Raw genomic sequence first — 18,509 nt, 5'->3', positions numbered from 1 at the left:
TGAATTTTGATAGGAGAGATTGCATTGAACGCACAAAAATCCAACAAAAAAAAGCTTATACCTGTCATCGGCTTTTTTGTTGTGCTGGTCATTTTGCTTGGAGTACTGCTCGCTTTAAATTCAGGCACTAAAAACAAGCTGTATGGCGTTTCCACAGCCTCGTTAAATCCTGCTACTCAAGAGCTGCTAAATGACCCGAACTATCAGCAAATTATTAAGCCGGAAGATCTACAGAGTAAAATTGACAAAAAGGAAAACTTCTTCGTCTATCATTTCGCGTCCGACTGTGTGCATTGCCGCGCCACTACCCCTAAGCTCTTGCCTTTGAGCAAGCAGGAGAACATTACGATGCACGAATTTAACCTGCGTGAGTATGAGGATGGCTGGGACAAGTATAAGATTGAGTATACCCCTACGCTCATTTATTACGAAAAAGGCGTGGAAAAGGAACGTATGGTAGGCGGATTGAAGGAAAGTCCTTCGGACAATGGGTACACACTCGACGATTTCAAAGCCTTCTTTGAGAAATATAAAAAGAACGTAACCTCCTAGTCAAACGTTCACAGACCTGGAACGATAAAGCAGCCCGATCCTCATGAAACGGATCGGGCTGCTTGCTTATCATGTGCTTCAAACTCAAGGCGTATCCTTCGTTTCCGCCGAGACAGAGCCTGAGCCGTCAGCGGCCTGTCTTCGCCTAATTGAAGCTGCCAGCGCCTGCTGACGCTGCTCATGCTTCTCCCCACGCCGAGGACCTCTCTGCTGCGGGATGTTGACTGGAATGGACGACGATGCCTTCTCCACGGCCCGACGCAGCCCGGGCTCGACGATTTCTATCGTCAAATCCCGATAAACCGGCGGTTGGTGCTGAAGCTCTTCCGTACCGCTCATATCTGCTTCAGCAAGCTGACGGGCGCAAACGCGCGCCTCGTCCACCAGCTTCGCCATATTAATGCCCAGCGCCTGCGAAGGAGCATGCTCCAGCCTGTGGACCGCACTATTCAGCATCATATGTCCACCACGATAGTTACCATTCCGGAAATGATACAGTCCTACAGCAACTTGCAGCAAGCCTTTATATACAGGGTCACGGTCCAGCTTAAGCCACAGCTCTTCCAGTACCTCATGACATTCAAAGTAATCCCGATCCCGATTGAAGTATACCAAATAAGTCACGTACAGCGGTTCGTAGGAAAGGTTTTCCATTTAATACTCATCCCTGTCTTCTTCCTTGGTAGAGGCTTCTAGCATCTCTTTGACCTCATCGTGAAGCAGCTTGATTCCTTCCATGTCGTGCCGTTCCCACAGTTCATTAAATCTGCGCTGCGCATCAATCGTTTCACTGATCTTATGGTAGAAATACAGCCGGTGCATACCTGTTAGCACTTTAGAAACGATATTGGCTTCATCCTCGAACTTTTTCTGCGCTTCCAATATTTCAAGACGCATAGAAGACATCTCATTATCCAATACAAAGGCTGCCTCAGCTGCCTTTTTCAATCGTGTGCGCATATTATCAGGCAAGCTTTCACGATACTTATAGCTAAGAGAATGCTCTATGGTTGCCCAAAAATTCATAGCCAAAGTACGGATTTGAATTTCTGCCAGCACAATCTTCAGCCCCACTGCTGTTTGAACCGGATACTCCACAATCATATGAAAGCTGCGATAGCCGCTATCTTTATAATTGGTGATATAGTCCTTTTCATACAGTACGGTCAAATCCTTACGTCTTCTGATATATTCGGCCACCCGCCGAATATCCTCTACAAATTGACACATAATGCGAATGCCTGCAATATCCTCGATTCCCGTCTCCAGCTGATCAGAAGGAACCTGTAATCTCTTTGCCTTATCGAGGATGCTTGATATTTTTTTAACCCGTCCGGTTACGAATTCGATAGGAGCGTATTCCTCGCGCTTTTTCAGCTCCGCACGCATTGTTTTGAACTTGACCTTAAGCTCTTCCACCGCCTGATCGTATGGCAGTAAAAATGTTCCCCAGTCTCTTCCGTCCATCCCCGTACCTCCTGTCTCTTCCGACAACGCTTTTTTATCTGTGATCTGCACCAACAGCCTCGGTAATGTGTCTAAAGCCGTCCTTTCGAAGCAGCTCACGCAGGCCAGCATGTATAGCCCTATTTACTTCCGGCCCTTCGTAGATCAATGCTGTATAAATTTCAATCAGGCTTGCGCCTGCTTTAATTTTGTCATAGGCATCACGACTCGTGAAGATGCCGCCTGATCCGATAATAGGCAGCTTACCTTCCGTCTGGCGGTACACCCGTCCGATGACCTCTGTGGAACGGTCACGCAGCGGCTTACCACTCAGCCCTCCTGTTTCACTCGCATTTCGGTGCGTCAGACCAGCTCTGGATATTGTTGTATTGGTCGCAATAATGCCGTCTACTCCACTGGCAGCAATCGCATCTGTCATATATTCCAATTCCTCATCCGATACATCTGGCGCAATTTTAACCAGTACAGACTTGGCATTGCCATACTTTTTCGCCTGAACTCCCATCTCTGCCCGAACCGCTTCCAATAGCGACTTCAGTTCATTACCATGCTGGAGCTTTCGTAAATCCGGCGTATTCGGCGAGCTAATATTCACTACAAAGAAGTCCGCATACGGATACAGTGCGGAAATACACTTTTCATAGTCCTTATGAGCATCCTCATTGGGCGTGATTTTATTTTTGCCGATATTAACTGCGACCGGAACAGGTCGATGTTTGAGTGCAGCCAGACGTTTGGCCATGCTCTCAGCACCCAGATTGTTAAAGCCCATCCGATTGACTAACGCCTCATCGGGAGGCAGTCGGAACAACCGGGGCCGATCATTGCCGGGCTGTCCCACAGGTGTCACCGTTCCCACTTCCATAAATCCAAACCCGATGGAAGAAAAACCAGTAACCGCTTCTGCATTTTTATCCAGTCCTGCAGCCAGTCCAATCGGGTTGGGAAAATGAATGCCAAACAGATCAACGGCAAGATCCTCCGTTTCCTTGACTCCGTACATCCCTCGCAGTGTCGCTGCTCCACCAGGGAATGAGCCCGCATGTTTTAAGCCGTCAATGACTACATGATGGGCCGTCTCTGGACTCATTTTAAAAAAAACAGGTTTCGCAATCCTTCGATACAACACGATTCATCCACTCCGTTCTATGCCCTTGCACAATCCTAAAAAAACATCTCTACAAAATAGTTTAGCTTTTTCCATACCAAAAAGAAAGTAATTTGCGAGGTGTAGCTCCAGAACAATTCAGTTGTCATAGAGATGTCATTGAAAATGTATAATCAAACCATTTACAATGGACATAGTAAGACAAGACCTTAGCCCGTTAGAAAAGAGGGATTGCTGATATGAAGACCAAGCGCAAGCCGCCTAGTCTGCAAAAGAAAAAGGATGAGGTGAACAAGAAAGCGATTGTATGGACCGCCGTCAGCTTTGTTCTCCTCATCATTGTGATTATTCTGGTCATTGTTTTAGCACAAGCAGGAAATCGTTAAACACCAAGTAGCAATAGCATCAAAACGTTAATTTAGCCAGTGATAGGTTTTGCGGGGATTCGTCTGGTCATGCTGCGGCTCACTTGTAAATCGAGAACCAGGCACAAGCACTTGATCAGGCAATTCCCCGTTACCAATAACTACCTCCGTACCCGAAGGTACGAGTGCAAACAATTCCTCCACATCCTCTTTACCCATTCGGACGCAACCCAACGACTCATTTTTGCCAATGCTGTCCGGCTCGTTCGTGCCATGAATGGCATAATTCGTTGCAGACAGTTGCATTCCACGGCTGCCAAACTCACCGTTGGATTTGCCGTTCGGATTTACTACTTTATCGGTAATCACAAACTTCCCTTCTGGTGTTCTTTCTCCGCCCAAACCGATAGGATAATTTCGAATAAGTACATTGCCACTTACCAGGGCGAGCCTGTGCTTGGATTTGTCCACCACAATTCGCAGCGGTTGCCCCAGAAAAGGTCGTCCGTGCAATGACGATGCCAGTAATGGACTACTTTCGGCCGACGAGTCAGCGTCTAAATCTACTGCCTTCCCTGTTCCCTGTCCTGGTGAAGCAAGTAAATTACGCATAGGTGTAAAAGCCTTCTTCATCCCGTCTGTCGTACCGTACATCGTGTTAGCGGGAAAGTCTCGAGTCAGTTCATCAAGACTCTGGGGAAGACGTTGATGCTGTGAGCGAAAAGCACGCATGGAGCTATTCAACACAGCTAATTCCTCCTGTCCAGCAGCCCATTTTAGACCTGCTTTGCGAAGATTTTCACTGTCTGACGGCTTGCAAGCACACGCAGCGGCATCGTAAGACTGAACAGCTAATCCACCGTTTCCTTTGTTCTGTACACTAAGTAATGGCTTCATACCCTCTCTCCAGAGCAGCCATGAGCCCCCTTGCTCCATACCCAACACTGTAGTCTTGGACGGCAGTCGGCTAGTCTTAGCCAACAAATCAGTAAGCCCCGTTCCAGCTCCACTCCCTTTTCGAGCTTGAGCCGTAAACACACCACCAACCACACCGATCTGGGCCATCTCCTTCGGATCAGCAGTGGCCACTTTCGTAACTTCAATATTATCAATTGCTGACTGCTCAGTTCCAGATGGAACAGATGCATTTTCATTTGAAGGTCTCGGTGAATTGGCTGAAGGAACCCATATGAGCAGTAGTACCATTAACGCAGTTAACAGGTGGCGTGTTCGAGTCGTCCTTCGCTCCTTCTCCTTGGACATTTGAACCAGTTTATCCTGATATTCCATCCATACGTCTGCCGGAATCTGTTTATGCTCGAAGGCTTCGAACACTTCTCCTGCGCGATTAAAGCAATAATTTGCTTTGCCCTCTTGACCGCTGCTCTCATACTCTTTGCCGAGTAAATACCAGGCCATTTTATTATCAGGGTGTTTTTTTACATACGATTTAAGATGAGGCGAATGGTTCATCGGATCCTCCTGATCGTGTAATCTTGCATACTTCCTATTATGTATATCGGCAAAAATAGACTCGATGGACAGCACATAAAAAAACGTCTATCGACGCACTTTCACGGAAGCTAGACCGCGCTTGGCAGAAGTTTTTCTTGCGATTATAGAATAGTTCACCTCCGCTGAACCATTCTATAATCTAAAAAAACAGCACCGACAGCTTACTTTCACCGTTATACGGCGAAGGGAGCTGTCGGTGCTGTGCCTTCAAAGAAGCCTACGCTTAACCTTCTTTATTGAACGGCTCGTCTGCTACTTTGATGGAATCTGTAGGGCAACCATCGCAAGCATCCTGCATATCATCAAACAAATCTTCTGAGATTGCCTTGATGCCTTGGTTTGCATCCCCTTCAAAGATCACTTCTGCCAAACCTTCATCATCATAATCATAAATGTCTGGTGCTGTAGCGCCACAGGCTCCGCAAGCAATGCATGTATCTTTTTCTACCCAAGTGTATTTAGCCATAACTTTTCTCTTCCTCCTATACAATCAAACAAACCAGCTTTTGCATTCTATTCACATATTAATACAAACCCAATATTATTACAAATTATTTTCCTTTATCCTTCATGCAAAAAACACTTATAACGTAAGCTTCTGATGTTTGCAATAAATCACCCAGAAGTTCACTCCGGAGTTGGTAGATTGTCTTTTTGCAGCGAAGTTCCGCGCAACTTGGAGTTGCGAAGAAGTACCGAAGGATCATCTCCCAGCATCCCAGCGGTCAAAATTGCATTTTCACCAAACTTATCGCGCAGTGCATCCATCGTCTTCAATAAGCTTTCTTTCTTAGGCTGATCCTGGTATTCAAATAGATCCATTTGAACGGCCGCTTCCTCCTTTGGAATGAGCTGCTGTAGCGTAATCCCCAGCAAGCGCACAGGCTTATCTTCTCCCCAATGGCGACGATACAACGCACAAGCTTCCTTATATATGTCCTCTGCACTTTCCGTAGGAGTGCTCCTTACTTGAGAACGCGTAAAGGTCTTCATATCCGGCGTCCGAATCGTCAGTTGTATACCTCCTGCCAGCATACCGTGTCGTCGAAGCCGCCGGGCTACCTGATCACTAATGTTAAGAAGTACCCGTTGGGCTTCTTCCAGCTTTACCACATCCATAGGCAGGGTAGTCGTGTGACCAATGGACTTGTTTGGCTCCCGTTCAGTGCTGACTGGAGAATGGTTAATCCCATTAGCGGCCAATTTTAACCACGAACCCGTCACACCAAATACGCCAACCAGCATATGCTCATCAGCCTTAGCTAGTTGTCCAATGGTGCGAATGTTCATTTGTAGAAGCTTATCTGCCGTTTTGCGGCCCACACCAAACAATTGACCACAAGGAAGGTTCCACAAAATGTTGGGTACATCACGCAAACGTAGAATAGATATCCCGCGTGGTTTTTTCAGATCAGAGGCCATTTTGGCCAGCAACTTGTTGGGAGCAACTCCAATTGAACAGGGCAGACCCAGTTCGTCCTCTACTCTGCGCTGGATTTCCTCAGCAATTTCCATAGGTGTTCCAAACTGTTTGGAGCCAGAAATATCCAGATAGCACTCATCGATTGAAGTTGCTTCCAGCATAGGCGTATATGAATAGGCAATACTCATAAATGCCTTGGAATAACGACGATACAAGTGAAAATCAGGCTGTATTACGATGAGCTGCGGACAGATCCGACGAGCCTGCTGAACGACCATCCCTGTTGAAATGCCCAATCGTCGAGCTTCATAAGAGCAGGTTACAATTACACCTTTGCGCAGCTCACTACTGCCTGCCACCGCGGTAGGCAGTCCCTTATATTTCTCCGGCTCCTCCGCTGCATGAACGGAACAATAAAATGCATTCATATCCACATGCAGAATAACTCGTCCACCAGCCGGATAATAAGCACTGACATCTTTCATGCTCAACCCTTCTTTTTAACTGTAAATTCACCCGTCATCGCGGAATATGTGTTTTGATTTTATACTTGAAATACCCTTAAATGCTATTTCTATTTTACATTAAAAATAAAGGTTTTGCGGCTAAAAATGATAATTATATATTACAATTGAAGTCATAAGTTGATATAATCGACTAACATACAAACACGACCAACTAACGCTTTCCTGTTTTTAAGCGTTAAACAACTAAATTAATGTGCTTAAAAAAAGCAGAGCATCACCAATCTGAGCAATCCGCAAAGGAGGAGTCCCTCATGTCCACCGCTATTTCTATCTTTGACACAACGCTGCGAGACGGCACTCAAGGAGAAGGAATTAGCTTGTCTGCTGATGACAAATTGAAAATCGCCAAAAAACTCGATGATCTCGGTGTTCATTATATTGAAGGCGGGATTCCCGGAAGCAACAGCAAGGATATCGAATTTTTCAAACGGGTACAAGAGCTGGGCCTTCAGGCAAAGATTGTCGCCTTCGGCAGCACGCGCCGCAAAGATAGCATCGCAGCACAGGATGTCAATCTACAACGAATTCTGGAATCCGGCGCTCAGGCTGCTACACTTGTGGGTAAATCATGGGATTTTCATGTACACACCGCCCTACAGACGACACTGGAGGAAAATCTGTCTATGATTTACGACTCCATCGCCTTTTTAAAGCAAGGGGGCATGGAGGTTATTTTTGATGCCGAACATTTTTTTGACGGATATAAAAACAATCCCGAGTATGCAATGGCCGTTATGAAAAAAGCAGAAGAAGCAGGCGCGGATTGGCTCGTGATGTGCGATACAAACGGCGGTACCCTACCGCATGAGATTCAGGAAATTGTCACTATGCTGCAAAGCCAGATAACGAGGTCGCAGTTGGGTATTCATACACACAATGACTGCGAATTGGCAGTAGCGAACTCTTTAAGTGCTGTACAAGCAGGCGCAAGGCAGGTTCAGGGTACCATCAACGGCTACGGTGAACGGTGTGGTAATGCTAACCTGTGCTCCGTCATTCCTAATTTGCAGCTCAAGCTGGGCTACGACTGTCTAGATACTGAGAAGTTAAATCAACTCCACAATACAGCCCGCTTTGTGAGCGAAGTCGCCAACGTCAATATGCCTGTGAACCAGCCTTATGTAGGCAATGCAGCTTTTGCCCATAAGGGGGGCATCCACGTGTCAGCCATTCTGCGCGACTCGCGAACTTATGAGCACATCGCTCCTGAACTCGTGGGGAACAAGCAACGGGTCTTGGTCTCCGAACTGGCCGGGCAAAGCAACGTGGTATCCAAAGCGCAAGAGCTGGGCATCACCCTTGACCCATCTAGTGATGAGGCACGTGGCGTAATTAGCCGCATCAAGGAACTGGAGCATCAGGGGTACCAGTTTGAAGGCGCGGATGCTTCGTTGGAACTGCTCATTCGTGAAGCAGGTGGTGAAGTGAAGGAAATGTTCTCTTTTGAATCCTTCAAAGTGCTGGTAGAGAAAACTGCCGGCCGCCCGGTCGTATCCGAGGCATTTTTGAAACTGAATGTCGCAGGGACGAGTGTCTATACCGCAGCTGAAGGTAACGGTCCTGTCAACGCGCTCGATAACGCACTCCGCAAGGCTCTTTCTCAATATTTCCCTGCCTTGCGGGACATGCATTTGGCTGACTACAAGGTACGTGTGCTTGACGAAAAGGATGCCACCGCCGCCAAGGTACGTGTGCTCATTGAGTCTAAAAATTACGAGGACGTCTGGAGTAACGTAGGTGTATCCGAAAATGTAATTGAAGCCAGCTGGGAAGCTCTCTTGGACAGTTTCCGTTACGCATTATTGGAAGCACCGACTCCAAAAAACGATCAGGCAGAGCTTACTCATCATGGATTAGTTAATCACTAATCAGGTGCTCGCATGAGCTTTTAAGGTGTCTTTGGGGGTCTACTCGGCTCCCAAAGACACCTTCTTTTTTTCAAGAGTTTCTATTTTGCGTTCCAACTCCTGCTCACTGAGCATGCCGATTATGATTTCGCGGACCTGTCCATGATGATCAACCATTACATGGGTTGGAAAAGCTACCCCTCCAAATCGTTCAAACAATGCTCCTTGCTCATCAAGTAAAATGGGAAATTTGAGATCCAAAGAGCGGGAAAACTTCTGTACATCCTCCAATCGATCATAGCGAGTTACATTGATACCATACACATCCACATCATCTTTGTACTTACTATACAACTCATTCAGCATAGGCGCTTCTAATCGGCACGGATCGCACCACGAAGCCCAAAAGCTAATAACCAAAGCTTTATTGCGCGTGGCCCCTACATCGTAGGTCTTGCCGTTTAACCCCTTTAAAATCATAGAAGGAAGCCGCTGCCCAGGCTTTATCTTTTTCATTACCTCTACCGCATCTGCTGTTTCATCCTCTACCTCTTTCTCAGCTTTAAGTCTTTCTCTACCGTATTCCTCTTTTAATGGTGCATTTTCCATGGACAGGATTGCTGCATAAGTTGTGTTTTCAATAACTCCCCACGAAGCCCCAACCACAACCAGCATAACCATCGCTCTGATGAAAAGAAATCTTTTCACAGTCTTATCACCTGTCTTTCGTCTAAATAACCCTTACCTTCTTCATAGGATGCCCATACTGTTCCCACCTCTAACCTTCTAAATCTGAACAGGACGCAAAAAAAAACAGCAAACCCACGAAATCGCGAACTTGCTGTTTTTATGCTATGCCTTGTACTGAATCAGGCATGACTTAAATGCGCGTAGACATCTGCCAAATTGGTCACATTACGCTTCAACATTTCCTGAACATAAGCAACCCACAGCTTAGCCGTCATTTTCGCATCCTCTAACGCATGGTGCCGTCCTTCAATCGGAATGGATTGATAGGTCAACAATTCATCCAAACTGTAGGTTTGATGTTGCTGTGGCTCAAGCCATTTGGCAAGCATCATCGTATCCAGAACACGGTGAGTCAATTGAACTTTAGATGTTTTCCATAACGCAGCATTCAAAAAGGCCTTGTCATGAGCGCTAGCATGTGCCACAAGTACTCGCCCACCTACAAAGGACATAAAGTCGTGCAGTCCGTTCATAAGCGGTGGAGCTTCATCCGTCATTTCCCGGGTAATCCCAGTTAGCTCGGTAATATGCTCAGGAATCACAGTCCGTGGATTAACAAGCGTATAAAACTGCTCTTTTTCCATAATCATGTCCCCGACAACCCGAATCGCCCCGAACGATAAAATCTCATCTCCATGCTGTGCTGAAAATCCCGTTGTCTCCAGATCAAAAACTACCGTCTCCAAACGATCCAGCGGGGTCCGCAATACTTCAGAGCGCCGTTGCTCCCGGGTTAAGGAGCGAATAAACGCCATCTGCTGAGCCGTAGGAGCCCCCATTACAGATGCGATCGCAGACGGCACTCCTCCTCTGCGGAGAGCGCTCCAGAAGCCACTTCCCTGCGCTGGTTCCTTCATGACCTTCTCCCTTCCATAAATCGCAACTGCCTTTGCAACGCACGATGCAGCCGCCGTACTGTCGAAAGCGCCTCGCGCAACTCATGCCAGCCTTTACTTTGTTTGAGCGGCTTTACAGCCAGGTAGCCATTGCTGACCAGCAATCCATCATTCTTCTTCACCGGAGTAGCCATTCGAAGCTGAAGCGCGATCCGAAAGGCTCGCTCGCAAGCATCGAGTAAAGGCAACGGCGCCGCTTCCAATGATGCGAGACGACTGAGCCTTTTGAGGGTGGAGGTTTCCTCTACACCATGTTGCAACGCCAAAAAACGGACTGCGTTCACCAGCGGAATGTACAAGCCGTATTTCACATCAAAATCGCCCGCATGCTCACCGAAGCGCTCGGTAACAATCTGACCTAAAATATTAAGTGTCGCTTTATGCCTCACCGTGTTCCGAAGTACCGCCGAGGGTAAATCAGGATGTTTTCGGAACAACTCATAAAAACTTCGTTTCCAGTTTGCAGATAATTGCTCATCCCCAGCGATATGCCTCATATCAGACGAGATAATCAGATAACGGATTGGCTCCCAAGCAAAATCGTCCGACCATTTTGTTAGCTGTTCTTGCCATCCGGACAATGTTTGGCGCCACAACGGCTCCGAGCACATTACTTTCCCCTCACATTTGGGATATCCCAAATACTCTAACATCGCAGTCACTCTGCGACCAAACTCTCTAAAATACAATTCTTTATCAGCAGATATTGTGTCACTGATAATCATACCGTTATCCTGGTCACTCCACAGCGTCGATTCCGAGCGTCCCATGCTTCCGAAGGCTATAAATGCATAAGGGACGGGAGGAGGGCCGAAGCCATCCTCAACCATCCCTTTTTCACACATTTGTACAGCTCTGGCCGCGATGCGGTCATGCATTTCATTCGCCGTTCGTAACCAGTCTGATAACGGAGCGGAGGCTTGGGAAGCCAGCAGCCATTTTTGAGAGTCGACCCTGGCCTGCCTTAGCGATTCAGGCGTATCTGCTTGATCAATCGCTTCAGCGGAACTCACCCAAGAGGCCATATTTTGCAGTTCCATACTTCCATCTCCTCCGTACTGGTTCTTTATATTTTACATATTAGTTCACAATTCCAGAACGCTTTTCAGCCTCGGCAACCAACTTCATTTGCTCAGGATAGCCGTACGTACCGTGTTCACTGATATCCAGTCCCATCGTTTCTTCCTCTTCCGTAACGCGGATACCCATAATCGCTTTCATCGCACCCAGAATAATGAAGGAAATGACGAACACGAAAGCCAAGGTGCCAATCAGTCCAAGCAGCTGTACTCCTAATTGGGTAAATCCACCACCATAGAACAGACCCGCTTGACCTACACCTGTTATTTTTACAAGCTCAGGAGTAGCGAAGAACCCTGTGGACACTGCGCCCCACATCCCTGCAACACCATGCACGGAGAAAGCATATACCGGGTCATCTACTCTTGCACGCTCGAACCATTGCGCTGTAAAGAAAGTGACGATCCCTGCAACTGCACCAATGACCAGTGCCGCCCAAGGGGCTACAAAGGCACAAGAACCAGTAATAGCAACCAAAGCCGCCAGCACACCGTTTAGCATAGCAGGAATATCTGCTTTTCCATATACCATCCAGGATACGAGCAAAGCGAAAACCCCACCTGCCGCAGCAGCAATATTGGTAGTCAAAGCCACATATCCAAAGAATCCGTCGTTCATAGCCGATACAGCACTACCTGGGTTAAACCCAAACCAACCAAACCAGAGAATAATAACACCCAAGATAGAGTACACCTGATTATGACCAGGGATAATGTTCGGCTTGCCATCTTTATTGAACTTGCCCAGACGCGGTTTGAGCAGCAGTGTAGCGACGAGTGCCGCCGTAGCGCCTGTCAAATGGACTACCGTCGAACCGGCATAATCCTGCATGCCTAACTTACCAAGCCATCCGCCGCCCCACACCCAGTGAGCTACAACCGGATAGATCACGATAGAGAACAAAATACCGAAGATAATGTATACACTTAATTTTGCACGCTCTGCCATTCCCCCACATGCGATAGAAAGTGATACCGCAGCGAAAGCAAAGTGGAACAAAAACATAATTGTAATCGGAACATCCAGACCTGAAAGAGCATCAAACGATGCAGCAGCATTCGTACCACTCATGAAGAAACCTGTCAGTCCCATAAATCCGTTGCCGCCATCATTACCAAATCCGAATCCAAATCCAAGTGCCCAGAAGGACAAAGCCGCAACACCTGTGGTGAGAATCGTTTTACCAGCGACATGGCCTGCATTCTTCATTCGTGTCGAGCCTGCCTCCAGCAATGCAAATCCCGCTTGCATAAAAAATACAAGTATAAATGCCAAGAACGTAAAGGCCGTGTTTAGCCCGGCTTGAAGTTGAATATTTGTCGGACCGTCAGCAGCAAACGCACCTACCGGAAAAGCTAATACTGTCAGCATGGCCAATAATACAACTAACCACTTTTTTCTCATGAAGCCCACTCCCTCGAATGTTAAGTTTCTTTACATTTCGTGAAATTCTTATTGTCATTATAATCAGAATACATGAAAGTTGACAAGATTTTTTTTATTATGTTAAAAAAATATGGTCCCAAACACTTCATGTCATATTTACTAACTATAAAAGTAGCTTGTTTCTGTCCAGAAAAAAGCATGACGTTTGACTGTATGGTTGGGAATCATGTAAAATATTCTTTATATACACTCCGTTTGCAAATGCTAATATTGAAGGTTGAACGAAGAGCGCGAGGTGAAGACAGATGGGAATATGAAGCTGTATCGAATTGGTGAGCTAGCCAAGGCGGCTGGTGTCAGCGAACGAACTATTGATTATTACACAAAGCTTGGTTTGATCACACCTGAAGAACGATCATTGAAAAATTATCGGCTTTATAATGATGAAACCTTAAACAGGCTTGAACGTATTAACCAAATGAAACAAGAGAAGTATAGCCTTGAGGAAATCAGACAGACACTGATTAAATGGAACTCGGTCGCGGGGGAAGAGCACGTCACTGACAAACTAACGAGTCTAGAGATGCACATGCAGCGTCTAGAACGTGAAGTCAATGAACTACAGCCTCTTTTGGGGCAGCTCAAGCCCGTTCAAGCGCGCAAGTTGCTTACTGGTCTACTACCACAAAGCGCCGCTTGTATCGAAGCTCTGAAGTATCTGCTGGAGCATAGTTCTATGATGTAGATGCCCGGGCTATGACGAACAATAATGGAGGGTTGCTTTATGATGGGTATGTATATATTGATTATTCTTGCGTTCGGATTATCCTTATGGGCGCAATTCCGTGTAAAAGGTACTTTTAATAAATGGTCTGATGTCCCAAATGAAAATGGGTTGACCGGTTATGATGCAGCTCGGCATATGCTGGATCGCAATGGTTTGCATGATGTACCTATTGAACCAGTACCTGGTGCGTTATCTGACCATTATGATCCGATGCAAAGAGTCGTACGGCTGTCCGAGCCCGTTTATTATGAAAAATCGATTTCTGCAGTTGCCGTAGCTTGTCACGAGGTCGGTCATGCCATTCAACATAAAGAGCATTATCCCATGCTAGCACTCCGTCATCGGATCTTTCCGATCGTAAACTTCGCTTCCGGGATTGCACCATTTCTGCTGATTGCCGGTTTCTTATTCAGCTACACGAACCTGATTGGCTTGGGTATTATCTTTTTCTCGGCTACTGTCGCTTTTCAATTAATTACATTACCGGTTGAATTTAATGCTTCCAACCGCGCCCGGGAAATTATGGTTTCCGAAGGGTTTATCCGTAGTGATGAAGAACGGGGTATCGCCAAAGTATTAAATGCTGCTGCATTAACTTATGTGGCTGCAGCTCTCGTTTCCTTGCTGGAACTAATTCGCTTAATCGGTATCTTTAACAGCCGGGATTAATTGCTTGTGTTGCAAAAAAGGTTGTTCCTCCACCAAGTTAACGGTAGAGGAACAACCTTTTTTTCTTTATCTAAAACCAACCAGCTATACTCACTGCCCTAAATCCGCTTTTGCACTTCCATTCGGAGTAGCAACACTACCTTTAAGACCAAAATATTGCAACAAAAAAGTTCGGAATGACTTTGCAACTAATGGTAGCTTGTCATCTTTGCGATGAATCAAGCCTATAGTTCGCGTGACCTCTGGATCAACAATTGACACTCTTGCAGGTTGAAGCGGGTTGGTCTGAAACAACGCCATTTCAGGCAAAAGACTGACTCCCATACCAGCCGCAACTAATCCGCGAATCGTATCTGTCTCTTCACCTTCAAAAGCAATATCTGGCGTAAATCCTGCCTCCAGACAAGCCTGCCAGACAATCGGGCGTAACGAATATCCATCTCTGAACAGGATGAATTTTTCTCCTTTAAGCTGACTCAGCGTGATGTGTTTGGCCGTGGCTAAAGGATGATTGGGCGGGAGAACAGCAAACAACTCCTCGGTCAGCACCACGTCCCCCTCTACATGATCATGACGATCTGGAAAAGGAGATACAAAAGCCAAATCCACCTCACCCGCTAACACATCACGAATTAAACTCGGGTACATCCCCTGTTTAAATCTGAATTTAACATTGGGATACCGCTTTCGGAATTCAGCCACCACCGTAGGAATAAGATGAATCCCCAAACTGTGCGGAAAACCGATGCGGATTTCGCCCCCCTCAGGGTCCAAAAACTCATGAACCTCCAAAACAGCTCGCTCTAGATCTTTTATAATCGTCTCAACCCGTTTGCAAAATAGCTGTCCCACTGGCGTTAGCTGCAAATTGCGACCCTTTTGCATAAAAAGATTAACTCCCAGCTCCTCTTCAAGCTGATGAATTTGCCGGCTTACCGCAGATTGCGCCACATGTAGCTCCTCGGCTGCCTGAGTGACATGTTCTTTTTGCGCTACCTTCATGAAGTATTGCAACTGTCGTAATTCCACTCCGATATTCGCTCCAATCTGTTTTTCAACATCCGGAAGAAGACGTCAATCGAACATCATCCTCTTTCTTACCCTGCTAACTTACGGTAAAACTGTCTTTAGTGACGTTTGCGTTGGCCAGTCAATCTGATCATTAATCCATAAAGGAAAAACCCACTGAGTAATCCCCCGAAGTGAGCCGTCCAGTTAATGTTCGCTACAGCGAAAGAAAACAGGATACCAAACCCAAGCAGCGTGTACAGCGTTTTGCGCGAGGCGTCATCCATCAGTGACCGCTGGAACAGGGCAACGTATAGGAATGCTCCATAGATGCCATAAATCGCTCCTGAGGCTCCTACAGAGACTGTCGTTTCCGCCATCATGTTGTAATGCGCGATGGACAGTATGTTCCCTACAATGCCCGTGACCAGATACAATAGCACATAGCGGAAGGCCCCCAGCAAACGCTCCAGCGGAGGAGCGAATACGAGTATGGCGAAGGAATTGAACAGAAGATGATCAAACCCTGCATGTAAAAACATGGCTGATACATATCGCCACAGCTGATCAGTGAATGGCGCTTCATTAATCAAAGCTCCATATCGGATCAGCGTCAAACTATTTTCCGATCCACCCTGTACGGTGAGTACAATAAACATCACAATATTAATGAGCAAAATCAGACAGGTCACTGGGTAAAACCGCAAATAACTTTTCCAGTTCTCATAACGTAAAAAAATCAAGGCAATCCTTCCTTCATGGGTGTCTCCACCTTATTCAAATTGGACAATGTCTTTTATAAAAGATTATAATAGATTTCGGCAACGATAACCAATGCTAAAAACCAAGGAGGCTATTACATATGGCACAAGAACGTACAGGAGCTGCTACTTTTAAAGGCAATCCTTTGACACTCTTAGGACCTGAACTGAAGGTTGGAGACCAGGCACCTGATTTCAAATTACAGAAAAACCTGCTAGAAGCAGCTACGCTCCAAGACTTTGCGGGCAAAGTCAAATTGATCAGTGTTGTTCCTTCTTTGGATACAGGCGTGTGTGACGCACAGACTCGACGTTTTAACCAAGAAGCTGATTCCCTTGGGGATCAAGTCGTGGTGCTAACTGTCAGCGTCGATCTGCCTTTCGCTCAAGCTCGTTGGTGCGGTGCTGCCGGTATCGACCGCGTATTGACACTGTCCGACTATAAGGATCATTCCTTCGGCGAAGCTTATGGTGTGTTCATCAAGGAATTCCATTTGGATCATAGAGCTATTTTTGTAATTGATCAAAATGACAAAATCGCTTACGTAGAATACTTGAGCGAAATGTCCGAACATCCTGACTATGACCAAGCGATTGCAGCAGTGAAAAAACTCGTCTAAATCAGACGAATATTAAAAAAGCGAGTGAAGGGTTGCCTTCCTCGCTTTTTTTGACGTTTATCTGCCACATCACTGCTCACACATCTACAATTACTGCACGACCTTATGAGCGGACAGCTTCTTGTCAATCACAGCGAACAGTTGCAAAATGATGCGGTAATTCGCGCCCAAGTCCCCTAGCGATCCGCGTGAAGCAGAATAAATATCCACCGCACTCCGAACTGGCGAGACGGACAATATGGAAACGGTAATGTCGACGGTTCTACCGAACGCCGTTCGCTTCTCTAACGTAATCTCACCTACAGATGCTACCTCATGGAGTACCTTGTAGCCAGGAATTTTTTTCAAAATAGATGATACTTCTTCCCAAGCCTTGTCTCTCGATAAGTTATAATAGCGTGTCTTCATTTGGGGGTCCTTGACCCGGTCGCTTGTACCTTCTTGGCTGCGCACAATCCCTACCAGAGTCCTCTTCAACGACAAGACATTTCCTCCTTCACGATAATCGTTGCCATAAATGCAGCACATCGGTTTTTTTGCTGCAAGCGCTTTATAAAAACGTTAAACAACAAAAAGTTAACCGACCATACCTGTGGTATGCGACCTTAGTACCTCATGTCTTAGTTTAACATTGTTGCATACAAAAAACACCCTGTTTCTGCACGAAGCATGAACAGAGTGTATTCATTATCTTTGGAGTACCCGCCGATGCCGTCCGACCATAGCGTCTTCTGAACCTGCTTTAGCAGGTGGGTGACCGCAGAATAAACTTTTGAAGTCCCCTTGTCAGGAATTGACAGGGCTTTTCAGCTATTCATCCGTATAGATCTCCCTAGACATTGTCATTGGTTCAAAACAACAAATGACCGTAACGTACATCGCAGGATGTGACCTTATTATAGCGCTTCTCACTCAGAAAGTAAATGCTAGGAGAAATATGATTTATTTTTAGAGGTTATCACTTTTTTTGTCTTCAATGCTTGCCGTATCTTCATCTTTCTGCTTCATCTTTTCCATTTGATCCTGCATTTTGAGGAACGTTCCGTAAAAATTAAAGAAAGCGAACCAGGCAACCACGCTGCCAATGAAGAATAGGAAAAGCACAGGATATTTGACTCCGATAAATATAACAACAGCGCTGCCGAGCAGGGTAGAAAATACACGAAATGGTCGAATCAGCGTCAGTAACACCGCATTTTTAATAATTTGTCCGGTAGACATATGATAATGAGCCACCATCGAAAAGAAGTTAAACATAGACACAAGCAAAATAATGATAAGAATAAGCATAATTACGCCGACGATTTGCAAGTTGCTGAGTTGTGTCATATACACGGTATAATCCACATACATGATGACAAACAGCAACGTGTAAAAGATACCCCCGATCAAACTTTGCTTATAATTCTCTTTATACCCTTTAAAAAAGGTACGAAACACGCCCGTATCGGTATCGCCCATTACCCATTTGCGAACCACTGTAAACATAGCCGATGTGGCTGGAAATAAAGTAAGCGGTGCCAAAATAGCCATCGCCCAATTCATTTGTAAAGACTCATTAGCCAAATTCTGATTCATTACAAGTAGTTTCAGTATGAGGCAGAACACAAAAGGCGACGAACATAACACCCATAACAAATTTGTAGCCGCCAGTCGGGTAATCCACTCGGTCAGGCGGTAAATACCACCCATAGCTCCTTTAAACTCCAATGTCAGTCTCTCCCTCCGCAAGCCTTGGCAGTTCCAAG

20 protein-coding genes and 1 other RNA gene are annotated in these 18,509 nt (G+C 46.1%); 6 read left to right on the top strand and 15 right to left on the bottom strand.

The window, feature by feature from the left end:
- Positions 1–24: 24 nt before the first annotated feature.
- Entirely contained in the window at positions 25–552 is a 528-nt protein-coding gene (locus ACUYLD_RS04045; protein WP_013309735.1) for a thioredoxin family protein, read from the top strand.
- 84 nt (positions 553–636) lie between these two features.
- Here ACUYLD_RS04045 and ACUYLD_RS04040 read toward each other — a convergent pair whose 3' ends face one another.
- The 3 genes from ACUYLD_RS04040 to ACUYLD_RS04030 are packed head-to-tail and all read right to left on the bottom strand — an operon-like array spanning position 637 to position 3,148.
- A complete protein-coding gene (locus tag ACUYLD_RS04040) occupies positions 637–1,206 on the bottom strand; it encodes a DUF309 domain-containing protein (RefSeq protein WP_446674461.1) in 570 nt (189 codons plus the stop codon).
- Complete coding sequence (locus tag ACUYLD_RS04035) at positions 1,207–2,019, bottom strand: GTP pyrophosphokinase (RefSeq protein ID WP_023988035.1); 813 nt, start codon at positions 2,017–2,019, stop codon at positions 1,207–1,209.
- A 34-nt stretch (positions 2,020–2,053) separates the two neighbouring features.
- Positions 2,054–3,148 (bottom strand): quinone-dependent dihydroorotate dehydrogenase, encoded by a 1,095-nt coding sequence (locus tag ACUYLD_RS04030; RefSeq protein ID WP_061828594.1) that lies wholly within the window; start codon positions 3,146–3,148, stop codon positions 2,054–2,056.
- 218 nt (positions 3,149–3,366) lie between these two features.
- On the opposite strand from ACUYLD_RS04030, the gene ACUYLD_RS04025 reads away from it, so the two are divergent.
- A complete protein-coding gene (locus ACUYLD_RS04025) occupies positions 3,367–3,513 on the top strand; it encodes a hypothetical protein (protein ID WP_023988033.1) in 147 nt (48 codons plus the stop codon).
- Between the two features lie 27 nt (positions 3,514–3,540).
- On the opposite strand, the gene ACUYLD_RS04020 is transcribed toward ACUYLD_RS04025, so the two are convergent.
- The 3 genes from ACUYLD_RS04020 to ACUYLD_RS04010 form a co-directional block, all read right to left on the bottom strand.
- Positions 3,541–4,965 carry a L,D-transpeptidase gene (locus ACUYLD_RS04020; RefSeq protein WP_446674460.1) on the bottom strand — a complete coding sequence of 475 codons (1,425 nt, stop codon included), beginning with the start codon at positions 4,963–4,965 and terminating at the stop codon, positions 3,541–3,543.
- A gap of 265 nt (positions 4,966–5,230) precedes the next feature.
- Positions 5,231–5,473: a ferredoxin gene (locus tag ACUYLD_RS04015; RefSeq protein ID WP_013309730.1), complete on the bottom strand. Its 243-nt coding sequence runs from the start codon at positions 5,471–5,473 to the stop codon at positions 5,231–5,233.
- 161 nt (positions 5,474–5,634) lie between these two features.
- Positions 5,635–6,915, bottom strand: coding sequence for a DNA polymerase IV (locus ACUYLD_RS04010; protein WP_023988030.1), 1,281 nt, complete (start codon positions 6,913–6,915; stop codon positions 5,635–5,637).
- A gap of 293 nt (positions 6,916–7,208) precedes the next feature.
- Between ACUYLD_RS04010 and cimA the strand changes: the two genes are divergently transcribed.
- Complete coding sequence (gene cimA, locus ACUYLD_RS04005; RefSeq protein WP_069291637.1) at positions 7,209–8,825, top strand: citramalate synthase; 1,617 nt, start codon at positions 7,209–7,211, stop codon at positions 8,823–8,825.
- Positions 8,826–8,864: 39 nt separating this feature from the next.
- Here the strand turns inward: cimA and ACUYLD_RS04000 are convergent, their stop codons facing one another.
- From ACUYLD_RS04000 to ACUYLD_RS03985, 4 genes are all read right to left on the bottom strand, one after another.
- Positions 8,865–9,512: a TlpA family protein disulfide reductase gene (locus tag ACUYLD_RS04000; protein WP_069291636.1), complete on the bottom strand. Its 648-nt coding sequence runs from the start codon at positions 9,510–9,512 to the stop codon at positions 8,865–8,867.
- A 161-nt stretch (positions 9,513–9,673) separates the two neighbouring features.
- On the bottom strand, positions 9,674–10,411 hold the full coding sequence (locus ACUYLD_RS03995) for an exonuclease domain-containing protein (protein WP_061828597.1): 738 nt from the start codon (positions 10,409–10,411) through the stop codon (positions 9,674–9,676).
- Positions 10,408–11,490: a DUF294 nucleotidyltransferase-like domain-containing protein gene (locus tag ACUYLD_RS03990; RefSeq protein WP_446674459.1), complete on the bottom strand. Its 1,083-nt coding sequence runs from the start codon at positions 11,488–11,490 to the stop codon at positions 10,408–10,410. The genes ACUYLD_RS03995 and ACUYLD_RS03990 overlap by 4 nt, the downstream gene beginning before the upstream one ends.
- Before the next feature lie 40 nt (positions 11,491–11,530).
- Positions 11,531–12,934, bottom strand: coding sequence for an ammonium transporter (locus ACUYLD_RS03985; RefSeq protein WP_039270006.1), 1,404 nt, complete (start codon positions 12,932–12,934; stop codon positions 11,531–11,533).
- Positions 12,935–13,229: 295 nt separating this feature from the next.
- Here ACUYLD_RS03985 and ACUYLD_RS03980 point away from each other — a divergent pair, with 295 nt between their 5' ends.
- Both ACUYLD_RS03980 and ACUYLD_RS03975 read left to right on the top strand, forming a co-directional pair.
- Complete coding sequence (locus tag ACUYLD_RS03980; RefSeq protein ID WP_023988024.1) at positions 13,230–13,661, top strand: MerR family transcriptional regulator; 432 nt, start codon at positions 13,230–13,232, stop codon at positions 13,659–13,661.
- A 39-nt stretch (positions 13,662–13,700) separates the two neighbouring features.
- On the top strand, positions 13,701–14,372 hold the full coding sequence (locus ACUYLD_RS03975) for a zinc metallopeptidase (protein ID WP_023988023.1): 672 nt from the start codon (positions 13,701–13,703) through the stop codon (positions 14,370–14,372).
- A gap of 90 nt (positions 14,373–14,462) precedes the next feature.
- Here the strand turns inward: ACUYLD_RS03975 and ACUYLD_RS03970 are convergent, their stop codons facing one another.
- On the bottom strand, positions 14,463–15,401 hold the full coding sequence (locus ACUYLD_RS03970) for a LysR family transcriptional regulator (RefSeq protein WP_039270004.1): 939 nt from the start codon (positions 15,399–15,401) through the stop codon (positions 14,463–14,465).
- A gap of 98 nt (positions 15,402–15,499) precedes the next feature.
- Positions 15,500–16,123, bottom strand: a complete 624-nt coding sequence (locus tag ACUYLD_RS03965) for a rhomboid family intramembrane serine protease (RefSeq protein ID WP_446674458.1) — start codon at positions 16,121–16,123, stop codon at positions 15,500–15,502.
- Between the two features lie 119 nt (positions 16,124–16,242).
- On the opposite strand from ACUYLD_RS03965, the gene tpx reads away from it, so the two are divergent.
- Positions 16,243–16,761 carry a thiol peroxidase gene (gene tpx, locus ACUYLD_RS03960; protein WP_023988020.1) on the top strand — a complete coding sequence of 173 codons (519 nt, stop codon included), beginning with the start codon at positions 16,243–16,245 and terminating at the stop codon, positions 16,759–16,761.
- Between the two features lie 90 nt (positions 16,762–16,851).
- Here tpx and ACUYLD_RS03955 read toward each other — a convergent pair whose 3' ends face one another.
- From ACUYLD_RS03955 to ACUYLD_RS03945, 3 genes are all read right to left on the bottom strand, one after another.
- Positions 16,852–17,244, bottom strand: coding sequence for a DUF1499 domain-containing protein (locus ACUYLD_RS03955; protein WP_013309718.1), 393 nt, complete (start codon positions 17,242–17,244; stop codon positions 16,852–16,854).
- A 212-nt stretch (positions 17,245–17,456) separates the two neighbouring features.
- Positions 17,457–17,651, bottom strand: a non-coding RNA gene (gene ssrS / locus ACUYLD_RS03950) — 6S RNA.
- A gap of 58 nt (positions 17,652–17,709) precedes the next feature.
- Entirely contained in the window at positions 17,710–18,471 is a 762-nt protein-coding gene (locus ACUYLD_RS03945) for a YesL family protein (protein ID WP_446674457.1), read from the bottom strand.
- Positions 18,472–18,509: the final 38 nt, after the last annotated feature.

This window comes from Paenibacillus sp. SER-28, from assembly GCF_052906305.1.
The sequence above is the reverse complement of the archived record's forward strand: the minus strand, read 5'-3'. Positions and strand labels throughout refer to the sequence as shown.

Excerpts from the sequence above, each read along its gene's own strand:
- ACUYLD_RS04040 (WP_446674461.1), bottom strand. The coding sequence starts at position 1,206 with ATGGAAAACCTTTCCTACGAACCGCTGTACGTGACTTATTTGGTATAC.
- ACUYLD_RS04035 (WP_023988035.1), bottom strand. The coding sequence starts at position 2,019 with ATGGACGGAAGAGACTGGGGAACATTTTTACTGCCATACGATCAGGCG.
- ACUYLD_RS04025 (WP_023988033.1), top strand. The coding sequence starts at position 3,367 with ATGAAGACCAAGCGCAAGCCGCCTAGTCTGCAAAAGAAAAAGGATGAG.
- ACUYLD_RS04020 (WP_446674460.1), bottom strand. The coding sequence starts at position 4,965 with ATGAACCATTCGCCTCATCTTAAATCGTATGTAAAAAAACACCCTGAT.
- ACUYLD_RS04015 (WP_013309730.1), bottom strand. The coding sequence starts at position 5,473 with ATGGCTAAATACACTTGGGTAGAAAAAGATACATGCATTGCTTGCGGA.
- ACUYLD_RS04010 (WP_023988030.1), bottom strand. The coding sequence starts at position 6,915 with ATGAAAGATGTCAGTGCTTATTATCCGGCTGGTGGACGAGTTATTCTG.
- cimA (WP_069291637.1), top strand. The coding sequence starts at position 7,209 with ATGTCCACCGCTATTTCTATCTTTGACACAACGCTGCGAGACGGCACT.
- ACUYLD_RS03995 (WP_061828597.1), bottom strand. The coding sequence starts at position 10,411 with ATGAAGGAACCAGCGCAGGGAAGTGGCTTCTGGAGCGCTCTCCGCAGA.
- ACUYLD_RS03990 (WP_446674459.1), bottom strand. The coding sequence starts at position 11,490 with ATGGAACTGCAAAATATGGCCTCTTGGGTGAGTTCCGCTGAAGCGATT.
- ACUYLD_RS03985 (WP_039270006.1), bottom strand. The coding sequence starts at position 12,934 with ATGAGAAAAAAGTGGTTAGTTGTATTATTGGCCATGCTGACAGTATTA.
- ACUYLD_RS03980 (WP_023988024.1), top strand. The coding sequence starts at position 13,230 with ATGAAGCTGTATCGAATTGGTGAGCTAGCCAAGGCGGCTGGTGTCAGC.
- ACUYLD_RS03975 (WP_023988023.1), top strand. The coding sequence starts at position 13,701 with ATGATGGGTATGTATATATTGATTATTCTTGCGTTCGGATTATCCTTA.
- tpx (WP_023988020.1), top strand. The coding sequence starts at position 16,243 with ATGGCACAAGAACGTACAGGAGCTGCTACTTTTAAAGGCAATCCTTTG.